The following is a 15,343-nucleotide window of genomic DNA, read 5'->3' as shown; positions in this document are numbered from 1 at the left end:
TCCTTGAGGTTCAGCCGAAGGCGGGAAAGGCAGCGATGTCGTCGGGCGTGCCGACCGCGCCCGCGACGGCGCCGGGCGCGATGCGCTTGACGAGGCCGGTGAGCACCTTGCCGGTGCCGATCTCGCTGAACTGGTCGATGCCGGCGGCCGCCATCGCGGCGACGCATTCGCGCCAGCGCACGGTGCCGGTGACCTGGGCCACCAGGGCCTCGCGGATCGCGGCCGGATCGGACAGGGGGGCGGCCCGCACGTTGGCGTAGACCGGCACCACCGGGCTGTGCATCGCGACCTCGGCCAACGCCTGCCCCATGGCCTCGGCGGCGGGGGCCATCAGCGAGCAGTGGAACGGGGCCGAGACGTTGAGCATGACCGCGCGCTTGATCCCGCGCGCCTGCGCCAGGGCGACGGCCCGCTCGACCGCCGCCTTCGCGCCGGAGAGCACCACCTGGCCACCGCCATTGTCGTTGGCGACCTCGCAGACCGCGCCCTCGGCCGCCTCGGCGGCGATCGCCTGGGCGATGTCGGCATCGGCGCCGATCAGCGCCGCCATGGCGCCCTCTCCCGGAGCCACGGCGCCCTGCATGGCGGTGCCGCGGATGCGCAGGAGCCGCGCGGCGTCGGCGATGGAGAAGGTACCGGCAGCGCACAAGGCCGTGTATTCGCCCAGCGAATGCCCGGCGACGCAGGCGACGTCGCGCTTCAGGTCCAGCCCGCGCTCGGCCTCCAGCACGCGCAGCGTCGCCAAGCTGGCGGCCATCAGGGCCGGCTGGGCATTGGCCGTGAGGGTGAGGTCCTCCACCGGCCCCTCGAACATCAGGCGCGAGAGCGGCTGGTTCAGGGCTTCGTCGACCTCCGCGAACACGTCGCGGGCCTGGTGGAAGTGCTCGGCCAGCGCTCGCCCCATGCCGACGGCCTGACTGCCCTGGCCGGGGAAGATGCAAGCGCGCGCCATGTGATCTCCTCGTCGTCGGGCCGGAATTGCCCGGCCCGGATAGCCCAAACCGGAAGGGCGGCGCAGTCGCACCGCCCGCCACCTGTGTCAACATGGCACCGCAGCGAGGCGGGCGGGTGTCAGCCCTGATTGAAGAAGTCGACCGTGCCGGAATCGAGGCTGTAGGACGCCCCGACGATGCGCAGCTTGCCGGCCCTCAGCGGATCGAGCAGCGACGGCTCGGAGGCGCTGCGCAGGCGCTCCACCACCCGGTTGACGTTGGCCCGCACGCAGTTCTCGGTGAAATCGCCCGGCACGTCGCGCTGCGACAGCACCGCCGGCACGATCGGCTCGATCATCCGGCCGATCGAGCCCGGGAAGACGGTGTTGTTCTTGACGACGTCGATGGCGGCCTCGACGGCGCCGCAGCGGCTGTGGCCCATCACCAGCACCAGCGGCACGCCGAGTTGCGAGACGCCGTACTCGATCGAGCCGAGGGCCGCGGTGTCGACGCAGTTGCCGGCATTGCGCACGATGAACAGCTCGCCGAGGCCGCGCCCGAACAGGATCTCGGGCGAGACGCGCGAATCGGAGCAGCTCACCAGCACCACGAACGGCGTCTGACCCAGCGCGATCTCGATCCGGCGCTCGCGGCCCTGCACCGACCGGACCGGACTGTCGGTCTGGTAGAGCCGGTTGCCCTCCTTCAGGGCCTCCAGCGCCTGATCGGCGGTCAGGGTCGTCTTCTTCGAGGACGGGACCGCCGCGAGACTGAGATTCGGCAGCGCCGTCGCAGCAAAGCACGCGGCCCCGAGAGCGCAGCCGCAGCCGAGAAGGCCGCGGCGGGTGAGATGTGCAGTCATGGTCGGTTCGTCCCCCGGCCGCGCCGGTTCTTCGCCGCGACTCGTCTCCTTTATAACCGGTCCACGCGGAGGGTCCCTGAGGCGTTATGCGGGGGATGGCGATGGGATTGCCGGGGATCGATGAACGTGGGCCATGGGATGGAATAGGGTGGGATATCCGGTGTACTGTGATCCGCCCTGTTCTTCAAAACGTCTTTACGTTACGAAATCCATCGCGTGGATGCCTTTCAGATCCGGGTCTTTCTGAACCAGTCGCGCACAAAGAGAAAGCCGATCCTTGAGATGGATCCAAGAATAGATCCTGCCGTCAGCGGGACACCAATCGTTAGAATAATGACCATCTCGATTGATAGGTAGTAATACACATAGAAATATATAAGCATTATCAAAAGAAGCGCAGTCGCTAAAATCACGAAATAAAATAAGGTTTTAATTTCATTCGACAAGACAAGCGCAGTAATGAAGGCCATGCAAAATGACGGTGCGGCCATCAGAAGTAGCAGCAATCCAAGGTTACCCTGCCTCATTGACGATCTCCGTAGCGTTCGCTCAAACAAGCACGCCTTTATTGCTTATCGCTCAAGGGCTGCTCCGAAAATAACCCAAAAACTTATTCAGTGTCGTTCTTCAATAGCCTTGACCTGTCTATCGCGGCAACCCAAAAGGTTGATTGATCGGTTCAATTCGACCAAAATCGCCACCGTACAGACGTCGACGCCACTTATTGTGATTGAATTATCTATCTATTTATAGGTAATTATAATTTAGTGAATCAATTTTATATGTTTTAATACGTATATAAATTTGATGAACGAATATTACGTTTTAATCATTCAAATATTAATTTAATTTATTACTGATATCTATTCCATGATGATTCCTATCAAGGATTCATAGAGCTGGAGTCTTGATGTCCAGAAAGAGTCTATTCTCTTGTCGTGGTTGGCTTGGATCGCAACGTGCTGCTGAGATTGGCGCCGTTGGGAATGTTTCCGACTTTTAAATATCGTTAGCAGAGGACGCGCAGCGTGGACGTCCGTCGCGATTCAAAACAGTCTCTCCTCCGGTTGTTATGAACTTGTCCTCGGCGACCGGACCAACGCGCGTTCCAAGCGGGCCTTCGAAAAGCGTCGGGATTCCGTTCGCCGGTGAGAGGAGGATCGCCCGCCGACGATAGTGCCGGTCCCGGGGATAGGCGAATGGATTTCGCCACCGCTTGTTGCCTGGCGCCAAGGGGTGTATGCATCGGGCTCAGCCCAGAAATTCCGTCCGAGGAAGGAGCCGTCCGCCATGGCTCGCGTCACCGTTGAAGACTGCATCGACAAGGTCGAGAACCGCTTCGAGCTGGTTCTGCTGGCCAGCCACCGGGCGCGCCTGCTCGCTGCCGGCGCCCCGCTGACCATCGATCGCGACCGCGACAAGAATCCCGTCTGCGCCCTGCGCGAGATCGGCGACGAGACGATCACGGCGGATGACCTGAAGGAACAGCTCATCCACTCGATGCAGAAATATGTCGAGGTCGACGAGCCGGAAGCCGAGACCGTGCCGCTGCTGTCGAGCTCGCCGGCCGCCGCTGCCGTCGCCCCGCCCTCGTCGAGCGACGACGGCGCGGTGCAGTTCGATCGCATGAGCGAGGAAGACCTGCTGCGCGGCCTCGAGAACCTGGCGCCGCCCACCGAGACGGACGAAGAGGCCGAGTAGGCCTCCCATCTTCGGGACGACGCGACGAGAACCCGGCCTTCGCGCCGGGTTTTTTCATGCCGCGATCGGGGCGGGAGAATCGCTTTTCCTGCGGTGGGCCCCGGAATTTCCGCGGATGCGACGCCGTGGGGCTGGCGTGGACGCGTGCGATGCGGGACACATCGGGAAGCGGCATCCGCTGCCGGATGCGTTGCGTTGCGTTGCGGAAGGGTCTCCCGGCGGATGATGCGCCAATACGAGCTTGTCGAGCGGGTCAAGCGCTACAATCCCGCCGCGAACGAGGCCCTGCTCAACCGCGCCTACGTCTATGCCATGCGCGCGCACGGAACCCAGAAGCGCGCCTCCGGCGATCCCTTCTTCGCCCATCCCCTCGAAGTCGCCGCCATCCTGACCGACCTCCGGCTCGACGACGCCACCATCGTGGCGGCGGTGCTGCACGACACCGTCGAGGACACCGCCGCGACCCTGGACGAGATCCGCGAGATCTTCAGCCCGGAAATCGGGGCGCTGGTCGACGGCCTGACCAAGCTGAAGCGCCTCGACCTCGTCTCCAAGCGGGCGGCGCAGGGTGAGAACTTCCGCAAGCTGCTGCTGGCGGTCGCGGCCGATGTGCGCGTGCTTCTGGTCAAGCTCGCCGACCGCCTGCACAACATGCGCACGCTGCACCACATGCGCGTCGACAAGCGCGAGCGCATCGCCCAGGAGACCCTCGACATCTACGCGCCGCTGGCCGGCCGCATGGGCATGCAGGAGCTGCGCGAGGAACTCGAGGATCTGGCGCTTCGCAATCTGAAGCCGGAGATCTACGCCACCATCGCGCAGCGCCTCGCCGACCTCTCGGCCAAATCGGAACGGCTGGTCGAGAGCATCGAGCACGATCTGACGGCGAAGCTCGCGGCCCAGGGCATCAAGGCGGTGGTCACCGGCCGGCAGAAGCGGCCCTACTCGATCTCGGCCAAGATGGAGCGCAAATCGGTCGCCTTCGAGCAATTGTCCGACATCTTCGGCTTCCGGGTCGTGGTCGAGACCCTGGCCGATTGCTACGGGGCGCTCGGCGTCGTCCACACCAGCTGGCCGATGGTGCCGGGCCGGTACAAGGATTACATCTCGACGCCGAAGCAGAACGATTACCGCTCGATTCACACCACGGTGATCGGCCCGAAGAGTCAGCGCGTCGAGCTGCAGATCCGCACCGCCGCCATGGACGAGATCGCCGAATACGGCATCGCCGCCCATGCCCATTACAAGGAGAGCGGCGGCAAGGACGAGATCGGCGGCGGTCATCCCCGCCTCGCCACCGAGAGCGGCGCCTACCAATGGCTGCGCCGGACCATCGAGCTGCTGGCCGAGGGCGACAGCCCGGAAGAGTTCCTGGAGCACACCAAGCTCGAACTCTTCCAGGACCAGGTGTTCTGCTTCACCCCGAAGGGCCGGCTCATCGCCCTCCCCCGGGGGGCGACTCCGATCGACTTCGCCTATGCGGTCCACACCGATGTCGGCAATTCGGCGGTCGGGGTGAAGATCAACGGCCGGATGGCGCCGCTGCTGCACGAACTGGTCAACGGCGACGAGGTCGAGATCGCGCGCTCGGACGGCGCCGCGCCGCCGGCGGCCTGGGAGTCCCTTGTGGTCACCGGCAAGGCGCGCTCGGCCATCCGCCGGGCCACGCGCTCGGCGGTGCGGCGCCAATATGCGGGTCTCGGCCGCCAGATTCTCGACCGGGCCTTCGAGCGCGCCGCCAAGAGCTTCTCCGAGGACAAGCTGCGGGGGGCGCTGCCGCGCCTCGCCCGGCAGAGCCTGGAGGACGTGTTCGCCGCCGTCGGCCGGGGCGAGATGTTCTCCGGCGACGTGGTGCGCGCGGTCTATCCCGACCACAAGGACGAGCGCCGCGGGGCGCCCGCGCCCCTGCCGCAGCCGACCTCCGGCGACGGTGCCGGCCGCCTGAGTCTCGCCAAGGACCAGACCATGCGGCTGACCTTCCCGGAGGGTCGCGCCGCCGAGCACGGACGTGCGGACGGCATCCCGATCCGCGGCCTCGACGGCGACCTGCCGGTGAGCTTCGCGCCCAATGGCGGCGCCGTGCCGGGCGACCGCATCGTCGGCATTCTCACGCCCGGCATCGGGGTGACGATCTACCCGATCCAGTCGGCCGCCCTGGCCGATTTCGACAACGAGCCCGACCGCTGGCTCGACGTGCGCTGGGATGTGGAGGCGGGGGCCAGCGAGCGCTTCCCCGCGCGCCTCGCCCTGCAATCGATCAACGAGCCCGGCGTTCTCGCCCAGATCGCCCAGGTCATCGCCGACCACGACGGCAATATCGACAATGTCTCGATGAAGCGGAAGACCCAGGATTTCACGCAGATCATCATCGACCTGTCGGTCTGGGACCTGAAGCACCTCAACGCGATCATCGCCGAACTGCGCGGCAAGCGCACGGTGAACAAGGTCGAACGGGTGAACGGCTGACGGCGTGCCCCGGGGCGGCCCGGTCGGCCATGGTACTGTATCCGTTCGGTGATTCAGGACGGATCAGCCCGGGCCTCGGGGTCGTGACGAGGCGCAGCACAGCGCCCCCAATGCCCGGGGCTAAGATCAAGTGATATTTGCAGTTGTATGCCAAAGTGGCGTTCAACAGGAAGATTTGACTTTTTGTCGTCGCAGGATTTAAACAAACATAGGTATTTCAGGCGTTATATCTGAGCTGAGAGGCCGTTCGGCGTTTTTCGCCCTGCTTTGGTCTGCCGGCGCCCAAGATCAAGTCTGCGCAAGAATTCCATAGCCTGCGAATATCCACCGGACTTTTCTAACTTATTTCTTGCAATATTTCTCTATTAAATGGATCCGTTCATGAGCGCACAACAGCGCAGCGCGCTATTCATCGATGGCGCAAACCTCTACGCAGCGACCAAGGCTCTCGGTTTCGATATCGATTATCGCCGGTTGCTGAAGGAATTCCAATCCCGCGATAATCTGCTGCGGGCTTTTTACTACACGGCAATCGTCGAAGACCAGGAATACTCGTCGATCCGCCCGCTGATCGATTGGCTCGACTATAACGGTTTCCGGGTCGTCACCAAGCCCGCGAAGGAATTCGTCGACTCGATGGGTCGGCGGAAGGTGAAGGGCAATATGGACATCGAGCTGGCGATCGATGCCCTCGAGCTCGCCCCCCGAATCGACCACATGGTGCTGTTCTCCGGCGACGGCGATTTCCGCTCCCTGGTGGAAGCCATGCAGCGGCGCGGCGTGCGCGTGACGGTGGTCAGCACCATCCAGACGCAGCCGGCCATGATCGCCGACGACCTGCGCCGGCAGGCCGACGAGTTCGTGGACCTCGCCCAGCTCATTCCGCGGATCGGCCGCGATCCCGGCGAACGCACCGGGGGGCGCGCGCCGGACAGCCGCAATCCCGACGTCAGAAGCCAGGATAGCCGAAGCCAGGATAGCCGAAGCCAGGACAATCGTGGATCGGGCGATACCGGCACCCGCTCGCGCGGCGAAACCCCGGAGCGCTCGGCGCGCCCGGTCCCGGCTGCGGCCCTGGAAAGCCGCTACGGCATTCGGCAGAGCGACGAACCGGTGGAGTCTTAGAGCCTCAGGCCGAGCCATCGTGCGAAAGACGAAAGGCCGGGCGTCTCGCGACGCCCGGCCTTTTCGCATCTTTCATCGATTCGGGTGGACGCAAGCCTCGCCCCGGAGATCCTAGCCCTTGTCGCGCATGATGCGGGCGCGGTCGCGCTGCCAGTCGCGCTCCTTCGAGGCCTCGCGCTTGTCGTGCAGCTTCTTGCCTCGGCCGAGCCCGAGTTCGATCTTCGCCCGTCCCTGCTCGTTGAAGTAGATCTTCAGCGGCACCACGGTGAAGCCCTCGCGCTGGGTCGCACCGATCAGCTTGTTGATCTGCTTGCGATGCAGCAACAGCCGGCGCGGACGCTTGGTCTCGTGGTTGAAGCGGTTCGCCTCGACGTATTCGGGGATGTAGGCGTTGAACAGCATCAGGTCGGTGCCGGACGGACCGGCATAGGCCTCGCCGATCGTCGCCTTGCCCTTGCGCAGGGATTTGACCTCGGTGCCCGTTAGCGCAAGCCCGGCCTCCAGGGTATCGGTGATCTCGTAATGGTAGCGGGCGGCGCGGTTGTCGGCGACGACGCGGCGGTTCGATTCAGGTTTGGGAGCCATCACAACGTCGGGTCAGGCCGGTCGCAGAGTCGCGACCGGGCCGAGGAATATGGTTCGTCGTCGCCGATTTGCCAGATGGTTCAGGCGTCGAGCAGGCCCGCATGGCGCAGGGCGGCATCCACGAGCGCCTTCGTCTCGTCGCCGACCGGGAGGAGCGGCAACCGCACCTCGTCGGTCATCAGGCCGAGGCGCGCCAGGGCGTACTTCGCCGGCGACGGGTTCGGCTCGACGAACATGCTGGCATGGAGCGGCATCAGACGGTCCTGGATCTGCAGCGCCTTGGCGTAATCGCCGCCGAGCGTCGCGTCCTGGAGGTCGGCGCAGAGCCGCGGCGCCACGTTGGACACCACCGAGATGCAGCCGCAGCCGCCCTGGGCGTTGAAGCCGAGCGCCGTCGCATCTTCGCCGGACAGCTGGATGAAATCCTCGCCCATGGCCTGGCGCTGCAGGCTGACCCGGTCGAGCTTGGCCGTGGCATCCTTCACGCCCGCGATGTTCTTGAGTTCGTACAGGCGCGCCATCGTCTCGACGCTCATGTCGACGATGGAGCGCCCGGGAATGTTGTAGAGGATGATCGGGATGCCGATGGCATCGTTGACGGCCTTGAAATGCGCGTAGAGCCCGGCCTGGGTCGGCTTGTTATAATAGGGCGTCACCACCAGCACCGCGTCGGCCCCGGCCTTCTCGGCGTGGCGGGCGCGGGACACCGCCTCGGCGGTGGAATTGGAGCCGGCGCCGGCGATCACGGGCACGCGGCCGGCCGCTTCCTCGATGCAGATCTCGACCACGCGGTCGTGCTCGGCATGGCTCAGGGTCGGGCTCTCGCCGGTGGTGCCGGTGGGAACGAGCCCGTGGATGCCCTCCGCGATCTGCCAGTTCACGAACTTGCGGAAAGCGGCCTCGTCGAAGGCCCCGTCCTTGAACGGGGTCACGAGCGCGGTCATCGCGCCCCGGAGGCGTCGGGTGGAGGTCTCGGTCATCCTGGCGTTCCCAGCCGTCGGTCTTGTCATGGCCGGTGTTCCGGCAGCGGCACCGCGTGTCGCGGACGGGCAGACATAGGCGCTCGCCCGCACCGGCGCAAACGCTGCTTTGCCGGGGTTAATGCCTTCTTAATGCCCTCTGGGTGAGCTTGATGGTCTGTCCACGGTGATGGGACTGGAAGAACCATGGTGTTCTCGACGCAGCGCGCAGCCCTGATGCTGGCCCTCAGCCTGGCTTCGGCCGGCGCCCTCGCGGCCTCTGCCGGGCCGGACGGGGAGCCGAGCCTGCGGCCGGCGAGCGACGCGGTGGCGCCCTCCGCCGCCCTGCCGGACGCCAAGATCCCCGATCCGGTCGCGGCCGACGCCCTCAAGATCGACGCGAAGGCGCCGGAGGCCGCCCCGAGCCAGGCCCTCCCGGCCGCCGCCAAGGCCTACGCCTCGGCCGACCCCGAGGCCGGCATCGCATTCCCGCTCCCCGATGCGGCGGTCTCCCCCGTCGCCCCGATCCCCGAGGTGCCGGACCCGGCCCGCGCCGCCCAGGTGGCGCCGGATATCGACCTGCCGGCCCTGCGGCAGGCCATCGACGCCTACCGCAAGGGCCGCGTCTCCGAGGGCGACCGGCTGCGCGACGGCTTCAAGGACCCGGCCGCCCGCGCGCTCCTCGAATGGGTGGCGATCCGGGCGGGAGCCGGCATCGGCTTCGAGCGCACGGTGTCGTTCACCCGCCTCCATCCCGACTGGCCGGCCGGCCCGCTGCTCCGGCGCCGGGCCGAGGAGGCCCTGCTGACCGAGCGCCGCAATGCCGCGACCGTGCGGGCGTTCTTTGCCGCCGCGAAGCCCGCGAGTGCGCCGGGCAAGTTCGCCCTGGCGCTCGCCTTCAAGGCCGACGGGCTCGACGAGGACGCGGCCGCGCTGGTGCGCGACCTGTGGCGGTCCGAGACCTTCGGCCGGAACCTCGAGACCAAGGTGGTCGACGCCTTTCCGACGGTGCTGACCCGAATCGATCACCGCTACCGGATGGAGCGCGCGCTCCTGAAGGAGGATTACGACACCGCCGGGCGCGCCGCGGCTTTGGCCGGCGGCAGCTACGCCACCCTGGTGCGCGCCCGCCGCGCAGTGGAGGACAAGAGTTCGTCCGCGCCCGCCGCCCTCAACGCGGTGCCGCCGTCGCTGCGCAGCGATTCATCCTACATCCTGTCACGGGCCCAGTACCTGCGCCGCCATGACAAGTTCGCGGAGGCGGCCGCGATGCTGGCGACCGCGCCGACCAACGGGGATGTCCTGGTCGACGGCGACGAGTGGTGGGTCGAGCGCCGGATCGTGGCCCGCAAGCTGATCGATACCAACGACCCCGCGGGTGCCTACGCGGTCGCCCGCGCTCCCTGCGCCCGCACTGTGGAGAAGCGCATCGAGGCCGCGTTCCACGCCGGCTGGATCGCCCTGCGCTTCCAGGACGACGCCGCCAAGGCGGCCGGGCACTTCGCCGAAGCGGCCGAGATCGCCGAGACCCCGATCTCGCTCGCCCGCGTCGCCTATTGGCAGGGTCGCGCGGCCGAGGCCCTGGGACAGGCCGAGGCCGCCAAGACCTTCTACGAGCGGGCCGCCCTGCAGCCGATCGCCTATTACGGGCAGTTGGCGCGCACCAAGCTCGGGCGTTCCAGCCTGTCGCTGCGCAGCATTCCCAGCCTCGACGCCAAGCAGCAGGGCGCCTTCGACCAGCGCCTCTACGTGCGCGCCCTGAAGATGCTGGAAGCCGCGGCGATCCGCGATCTCGCGCTGCCCCTCTACATCGACGCGGCCAATCGCCTGACCGATGCCGCCGAACTCGAAGCGCTGGGCAACATCGCGGCCGAGCAGCGCAACTCCCGCGCCCTCGTGGCCATCGGCAAGGCCGCGGTTCAACGCGGCCTGCCACTGGACGCCCACGCCTATCCGACCATCGGCATTCCGAACTACGAGGCCTCCGCCGCCGTGCCCCTGGTGGAGAAGGCGATGGTCTTCGCCATCGCCCGCCAGGAGAGCCAGTTCGACCCGCAGGCGCAATCGAGCGTCGGCGCCCGCGGCCTGATGCAGATGATGCCGGCGACCGCCCAGCGCACGGCGCGCCGCGTCAGCGCCAGCTTCGACCAGGACCGCCTGACCAGCGACCCGGCCTACAACGCCCGACTCGGCCAGGCCCATCTCGGCGAGCTGATGGAGGATTGGCGCGGCTCGTACATCCTGGCCTTCGCCTCCTACAATGCCGGCGGCGGCAACGTGAAGAAGTGGATCGACGCCTACGGCGACCCGCGCAAGGGCGGCGTCGACCCCATCGACTGGGTGGAACGCATCCCCTTTACCGAGACCCGCAACTACGTCCAGCGGGTGATGGAGAACCTGCAGGTCTATCGCAACCGCCTCGACGGCAAGAGCGCGCTCCTGATCGACGGCGACCTCCAGCGCGGGGCGCGCTGACCCGGTGTCGACCGACGTGGTCAGCGCGGCCCTGCCGCGCTAGGTGGCAGGATCTCAGCCGCCTGCCCCGGACATGCCGTGACCGATTCCACCGAAACCCGAACCGTCCTCCCCGAAGCGGTTACCGCCGAAGCCGCTACCCCCGAACCCGCTGCTCACAATGTCATCACGGCCGCAATCCTGGTCATCGGGGACGAGATCCTGTCCGGGCGGACCAAGGACAAGAACATCGGCACCATCGCCGATTACTGCACGGCCATCGGCATCGACCTGAAGGAGGTGCGGATCGTTCCCGACGAGGCCGACCGCATCGTCGCCGCCCTCGACGCGCTCCGGCACGCCTACACCTACGTCTTCACCACCGGCGGCATCGGCCCGACCCACGACGACATCACCGCCGATTGCGTGGCCGCCGCCTTCGGGGTGACGATCGACATCGACCCGCGCGCCAAGGCGATGCTGCTGGAGCGCCACAAGCCGGAAGACCTCAACGAGGCGCGTCTGCGCATGGCCCGCATCCCGGCCGGCGCCGACCTGATCGCCAATCCGATCTCGAAAGCGCCGGGCTTCCGCATCGGCAACGTCTTCGTCATGGCGGGCGTGCCGGCGATCATGCAGGCGATGCTCGATACGATCGGCCCGACCCTCGACACCGGCGCCAGGGTGCTGTCGGAAACCATCGAGGCCGGCAACATGCCCGAGGGCACCTATGCGGGCGGCCTCGCCGCTATCGCCAAGGCGCACGGGGCTGTCTCCATCGGGTCGTATCCGTCGATGACGCAGACCGGGTTCGCCAACCGCATCGTGGTGCGGGGCAAGGACGCCGAGGCCGTCGCGCGGGCGAAGGCCGAGATCGTGGCGCTGCTCGCCACCTTGCGGATTTGACGCGACCGCCCGAACCCGGGCCGCCGTGACCCGCTTGCATCAACGCGACCTGTGGAGCGGACACGATGGCGGAGCAGACGGAGAACGAGGATGCCGAACAAGAGGAGAGCGTGGCCGAGAGCGGCCGGCCGGACGCCTTCGTCCTGCACGAGGTCATCCGCCGCGAGGGCGACGAGGAGTTGCGGCGGCGTGGCGGCGCGCTGCTGATCTCGGCCCTCGCGGCCGGCCTCTCGATGGGCTTTTCGCTGATCGTGCCCGGGGTGCTCAAGGCGCATCTGCCGGAGGCTCCCTGGGCCAGCCTGATCACGAGCCTCGGCTACGCCACAGGCTTCCTCATCGTGGTGCTCGGGCGCCAGCAGCTGTTCACCGAGAACACGCTGACGCCGATCCTGCCGCTCCTGCACGACCGCAGCTCGGGGACCCTGCGGCGGGTGCTGCGCCTGTGGGGCATCGTACTTTCCGGCAACATCGTCGGCACGGCGGCGATCGCGGCGGTGCTCGCCTTCTCGGACGCCTTCGAGCCCGGCCTCCATGCCGCCTTCACGCAGATCAGCCATCACGCGGTAGCCTCGGGCTTCGCCACCACGGTGATCAAGGCGGTGTTCGCCGGGTGGCTCATCGCCCTGATGGTCTGGATGCTGCCCGCGACCGGTTCGGCGGCGGTCTTCGTCGTCATCCTGATCACGTGGCTGGTCTCGATGTGCGGCCTCAGCCACATCGTCGCCGGATCGGTGGATACGTTCTACCTCGTCTTCACCGGCGAGGCCTCGATGGTCGATTATGTTTGGCGCTTCTTCCTGCCGACGCTGGTCGGCAACGTCTTCGGCGGCACGGCCCTGGTGGCGGTGCTCAACTTCGGCCAGGTCGCTCCGGAGGTCGAGGCCCAGAAGGAATCGGACGGCGAAGCGTGAGCCGGGCTCAGCCCGCGGAATCCGCCCGGCCCCGGACGTAGCCGTGCGAGATCAGGCGGTCCCGCCGCAGGGTTCGCCGCTCGGCCTCGCACAGATCCGTCAGGGCATCAGCCACGGCGCGGTGCAGAGCCAGGATCGCATCGCCGCCGGCCTCCTCCAGGTAAGCGGACACGATGGCCTCCGCCGGAGCCGCCCACTCGGACAGGGTGTTGGGACGAGGCTGCATCGCGGATCCTGATTGAGAACAGATCAGGAACATGGTCCGACCCGCCAGGGTGGGTCAACCGGGATTCGCAGGTTTTCCCCGAGGTCGGTTCGAAAGGCGCCGCCACAGAACGATGTGTCGGCGCGGGATCGTTAAGAAACGCACGTGCTTTCCGAAGCGCGCACGCGTTGATTCTTAGGCGCGCACGAGCCGGTTTCAGGCTCGCACGAGGCCCTTTCCTTTGACGGCCGCCGCGAGGGCTTTGAGGTTGCGGTTGAGATCGGCGATCTCGTTCAGCGCGATCGTCTTGTGGCCGTCCTTCACCGCGCGCTCGATGTCGCTCACCTGGTCGGTGGCGATGCGCTTCAGTTCGGCGGCGAGCTGGTCCCGTGTCATCATCGCTCCTGTCACGGCTGGAGGGGTGCCGGATCGATCTAGCGCAACGTGCTTAACCGGCCGTTGTCGGTTCCGGCATCGCACCGCCTCGCGCATCGTCCCACATTCTCCGATCCGCGAAGTCCGGGCGTAGAAATTCGGTACGGCCTGAGACGCTTCCGAGGGGGGTGTGTCTTGCGGGGCATAGTCGAGATGAACAACCGAGGATAGCTTGGCCAACAACTCTCCGACCCTGGGACAGACACCCCGATGATCTCAAAATTCCTCCTGGCCGGCGTTGCTTCGCTCGTCGCCCTCGGCGCGGCCAACGCTGCTGACCTTCCGCGCCGCGAAGTGGCGCCGGTCTTCACCCCGATCCCGGTCTTTACCTGGACCGGCATCTACGTGGGAACGCACAGCTCCTACACCTTCAGCGACAGCCAGAACATCCGGACGCTGGGCAATAACGCCAACACCGCGAACAACGTGGCCCTCGGCCGCCGCGCGCCGAACTTCAAGGCCGAGCAGGACGGCATCGGCAACATCGGCGGTGGCATCGGCTACAACTATCAGCTCACCCCGGGCTCCGGCTTCGTCATCGGCGCCGAGGCCGACGTGACCTGGACCGATATCGGCAAGCGCCGCGACTATCTCGGCCCGGCCATCGCGCAGAACAACTTCATCCCGGATCCGAGCAGCTACCGGAACCGCCTGAACTACCTCGGCACCGTCCAGGGCCGCCTCGGCTACGCCTTCGACCGGTTCCTGGTCTACGGGACCGGCGGCTTCGCCTACGGCGAGGTCAAGTATCAGGCCGACTTCTTCAACACGGCCGGCCAGCTCGCCTATTTCGGCCGCTACAAGGGCATGGAGACGGGCTACGTCTACGGCGGCGGCGTCGAGTACGCGATCCCCACCGACAGCTTCCTGAACCGCTTCAACTTCATCGGCGGTCTCATCGGCGCCAGCGCCATCACGCTGAAGGCCGAGTACCTGCGCTACGACCTCGGCAGCCGCAACGTGCTGGTGAACAACACCGGTCTGGGTGCGCCCGCCACCGGCTCGTACACCTCGCGCTTCAACACCGAGGGCAACCTCATCAAGGCCGGCTTCAACTACAAGTTCGGCTCGTACTAGGATCATTCGGTCCGGCGGCCCTGCGGGGTCGCCGGACCGGGACGTCCCGGACGAGAAAAGCCCCGCTCTCGCGAGCGGGGCTTTTTGCTGTTCGGTGCCGGATCGCCCGCGTCGGTGACGGGGTCGGGTCAGGTCCGCCAGGGGTGGGCAGGCAGTTCCGTCGATCCGATCGAGCTGGCACCGGCCAGGGCCACCGCGTGGTCGTTCTCGACGGTGGAGCCGCTGACGCCGATGGCGCCGGACATCTCACCGTCCTTGTCGACGATCGGGATGCCGCCCGGGAAGGTGATGAGCCCGTCGTTCGAGTGCTCGATGCCGTAAAGCGGCCCGCCCGGCTGCGAGAGCTGGCCGATCTGGCCGGTCATCATGCCGAAGAACACGGAGGTCTTGGCCTTCTTGTGCGAAATGTCGATGGAGCCGACCCAGGCGCCGTCCATCCGGTAGAACGCCTTCAGGTTTCCACCCGAATCGACCACGGCGATGCACATCTGCGTGCCGAGCTCGACGGCCTTGGCGCGCGCCGCCTCGATGGCCTTGTGCGCGTCTTCGATGGTCACGTGCATGATCGGATCTCCCTGAATACCCGGTCGTGGTGTCGTGTCATGCGAGAGCGTGACACGCTGATCTTGTAGATTTTCAGCAACGCTTGCCGATGACGGCGGTCTGCTAACGGACGAGGGCCCGATTCGGTGCCCTGGCATCCCCAGAACCCTCGCCAAACAAAA

At 66.5% G+C, this 15,343-nt stretch carries 14 protein-coding genes; 7 read left to right on the top strand and 7 right to left on the bottom strand.

The genetic code is table 11. The annotated features are described in order from the left end of the window. Window positions 1-10: 10 nt before the first annotated feature. Complete coding sequence (gene fabD / locus ACV7NL_RS10480) at window positions 11-952, bottom strand: ACP S-malonyltransferase (protein WP_463355609.1); 942 nt, start codon at window positions 950-952, stop codon at window positions 11-13. Between the two features lie 119 nt (window positions 953-1,071). After that, window positions 1,072-1,794: a carbonic anhydrase gene (locus ACV7NL_RS10475; RefSeq protein ID WP_056189341.1), complete on the bottom strand. Its 723-nt coding sequence runs from the start codon at window positions 1,792-1,794 to the stop codon at window positions 1,072-1,074. Between the two features lie 1,290 nt (window positions 1,795-3,084). Between ACV7NL_RS10475 and rpoZ the strand changes: the two genes are divergently transcribed. The 3 genes from rpoZ (at window position 3,085) to ACV7NL_RS10460 (ending at window position 7,086) form a co-directional block, all read left to right on the top strand. Next, window positions 3,085-3,495: a DNA-directed RNA polymerase subunit omega gene (gene rpoZ, locus ACV7NL_RS10470; protein ID WP_056189348.1), complete on the top strand. Its 411-nt coding sequence runs from the start codon at window positions 3,085-3,087 to the stop codon at window positions 3,493-3,495. Between the two features lie 222 nt (window positions 3,496-3,717). Next, complete coding sequence (locus ACV7NL_RS10465) at window positions 3,718-5,961, top strand: RelA/SpoT family protein (RefSeq protein WP_056189352.1); 2,244 nt, start codon at window positions 3,718-3,720, stop codon at window positions 5,959-5,961. A 381-nt stretch (window positions 5,962-6,342) separates the two neighbouring features. Further along, on the top strand, window positions 6,343-7,086 hold the full coding sequence (locus ACV7NL_RS10460) for a LabA-like NYN domain-containing protein (protein ID WP_247634904.1): 744 nt from the start codon (window positions 6,343-6,345) through the stop codon (window positions 7,084-7,086). Between the two features lie 111 nt (window positions 7,087-7,197). On the opposite strand, the gene smpB is transcribed toward ACV7NL_RS10460, so the two are convergent. Beyond that, window positions 7,198-7,671, bottom strand: a complete 474-nt coding sequence (smpB, locus tag ACV7NL_RS10455) for an SsrA-binding protein SmpB (RefSeq protein ID WP_056189358.1) — start codon at window positions 7,669-7,671, stop codon at window positions 7,198-7,200. Window positions 7,672-7,751: 80 nt separating this feature from the next. Beyond that, entirely contained in the window at window positions 7,752-8,651 is a 900-nt protein-coding gene (gene dapA, locus ACV7NL_RS10450; RefSeq protein ID WP_056189361.1) for a 4-hydroxy-tetrahydrodipicolinate synthase, read from the bottom strand. Between the two features lie 186 nt (window positions 8,652-8,837). Between dapA and ACV7NL_RS10445 the strand changes: the two genes are divergently transcribed. The 3 genes from ACV7NL_RS10445 to ACV7NL_RS10435 all read left to right on the top strand — a co-directional run bounded on the left by ACV7NL_RS10445 (window position 8,838) and on the right by ACV7NL_RS10435 (window position 12,901). Then, complete coding sequence (locus ACV7NL_RS10445; RefSeq protein ID WP_247634903.1) at window positions 8,838-11,105, top strand: lytic transglycosylase domain-containing protein; 2,268 nt, start codon at window positions 8,838-8,840, stop codon at window positions 11,103-11,105. A 165-nt stretch (window positions 11,106-11,270) separates the two neighbouring features. After that, window positions 11,271-11,990 (top strand): competence/damage-inducible protein A, encoded by a 720-nt coding sequence (locus ACV7NL_RS10440; protein ID WP_056189694.1) that lies wholly within the window; start codon window positions 11,271-11,273, stop codon window positions 11,988-11,990. A gap of 65 nt (window positions 11,991-12,055) precedes the next feature. Beyond that, window positions 12,056-12,901 (top strand): formate/nitrite transporter family protein, encoded by an 846-nt coding sequence (locus ACV7NL_RS10435; protein ID WP_463355608.1) that lies wholly within the window; start codon window positions 12,056-12,058, stop codon window positions 12,899-12,901. A 7-nt stretch (window positions 12,902-12,908) separates the two neighbouring features. On the opposite strand, the gene ACV7NL_RS10430 is transcribed toward ACV7NL_RS10435, so the two are convergent. Then, on the bottom strand, window positions 12,909-13,127 hold the full coding sequence (locus tag ACV7NL_RS10430; RefSeq protein WP_056189369.1) for a hypothetical protein: 219 nt from the start codon (window positions 13,125-13,127) through the stop codon (window positions 12,909-12,911). Window positions 13,128-13,322: 195 nt separating this feature from the next. Then, the gene (locus ACV7NL_RS10425; RefSeq protein WP_056189372.1) at window positions 13,323-13,502 is read right to left on the bottom strand and encodes a hypothetical protein; all 180 of its coding nucleotides are present in this window, start codon (window positions 13,500-13,502) and stop codon (window positions 13,323-13,325) included. Between the two features lie 249 nt (window positions 13,503-13,751). Here ACV7NL_RS10425 and ACV7NL_RS10420 point away from each other — a divergent pair, with 249 nt between their 5' ends. Then, the gene (locus ACV7NL_RS10420) at window positions 13,752-14,618 is read left to right on the top strand and encodes an outer membrane protein (RefSeq protein ID WP_463355607.1); all 867 of its coding nucleotides are present in this window, start codon (window positions 13,752-13,754) and stop codon (window positions 14,616-14,618) included. 128 nt (window positions 14,619-14,746) lie between these two features. On the opposite strand, the gene ACV7NL_RS10415 is transcribed toward ACV7NL_RS10420, so the two are convergent. Further along, entirely contained in the window at window positions 14,747-15,181 is a 435-nt protein-coding gene (locus tag ACV7NL_RS10415) for a GlcG/HbpS family heme-binding protein (protein ID WP_056189378.1), read from the bottom strand. Between the last annotated feature and the right edge of the window lie 162 nt (window positions 15,182-15,343).

Source organism: Methylobacterium sp. Ger2507, assembly GCF_055231875.1.
Note: the sequence above shows the minus strand (reverse complement) of the source record. Positions and strands in the feature narration are given on the sequence as shown.

Excerpts from the sequence above, each read along its gene's own strand:
- fabD (WP_463355609.1), bottom strand. The coding sequence starts at position 952 with ATGGCGCGCGCTTGCATCTTCCCCGGCCAGGGCAGTCAGGCCGTCGGC.
- ACV7NL_RS10475 (WP_056189341.1), bottom strand. The coding sequence starts at position 1,794 with ATGACTGCACATCTCACCCGCCGCGGCCTTCTCGGCTGCGGCTGCGCT.
- rpoZ (WP_056189348.1), top strand. The coding sequence starts at position 3,085 with ATGGCTCGCGTCACCGTTGAAGACTGCATCGACAAGGTCGAGAACCGC.
- ACV7NL_RS10465 (WP_056189352.1), top strand. The coding sequence starts at position 3,718 with ATGATGCGCCAATACGAGCTTGTCGAGCGGGTCAAGCGCTACAATCCC.
- ACV7NL_RS10460 (WP_247634904.1), top strand. The coding sequence starts at position 6,343 with ATGAGCGCACAACAGCGCAGCGCGCTATTCATCGATGGCGCAAACCTC.
- smpB (WP_056189358.1), bottom strand. The coding sequence starts at position 7,671 with ATGGCTCCCAAACCTGAATCGAACCGCCGCGTCGTCGCCGACAACCGC.
- dapA (WP_056189361.1), bottom strand. The coding sequence starts at position 8,651 with ATGACCGAGACCTCCACCCGACGCCTCCGGGGCGCGATGACCGCGCTC.
- ACV7NL_RS10445 (WP_247634903.1), top strand. The coding sequence starts at position 8,838 with ATGGTGTTCTCGACGCAGCGCGCAGCCCTGATGCTGGCCCTCAGCCTG.
- ACV7NL_RS10435 (WP_463355608.1), top strand. The coding sequence starts at position 12,056 with ATGGCGGAGCAGACGGAGAACGAGGATGCCGAACAAGAGGAGAGCGTG.
- ACV7NL_RS10430 (WP_056189369.1), bottom strand. The coding sequence starts at position 13,127 with ATGCAGCCTCGTCCCAACACCCTGTCCGAGTGGGCGGCTCCGGCGGAG.
- ACV7NL_RS10425 (WP_056189372.1), bottom strand. The coding sequence starts at position 13,502 with ATGACACGGGACCAGCTCGCCGCCGAACTGAAGCGCATCGCCACCGAC.
- ACV7NL_RS10420 (WP_463355607.1), top strand. The coding sequence starts at position 13,752 with ATGATCTCAAAATTCCTCCTGGCCGGCGTTGCTTCGCTCGTCGCCCTC.
- ACV7NL_RS10415 (WP_056189378.1), bottom strand. The coding sequence starts at position 15,181 with ATGCACGTGACCATCGAAGACGCGCACAAGGCCATCGAGGCGGCGCGC.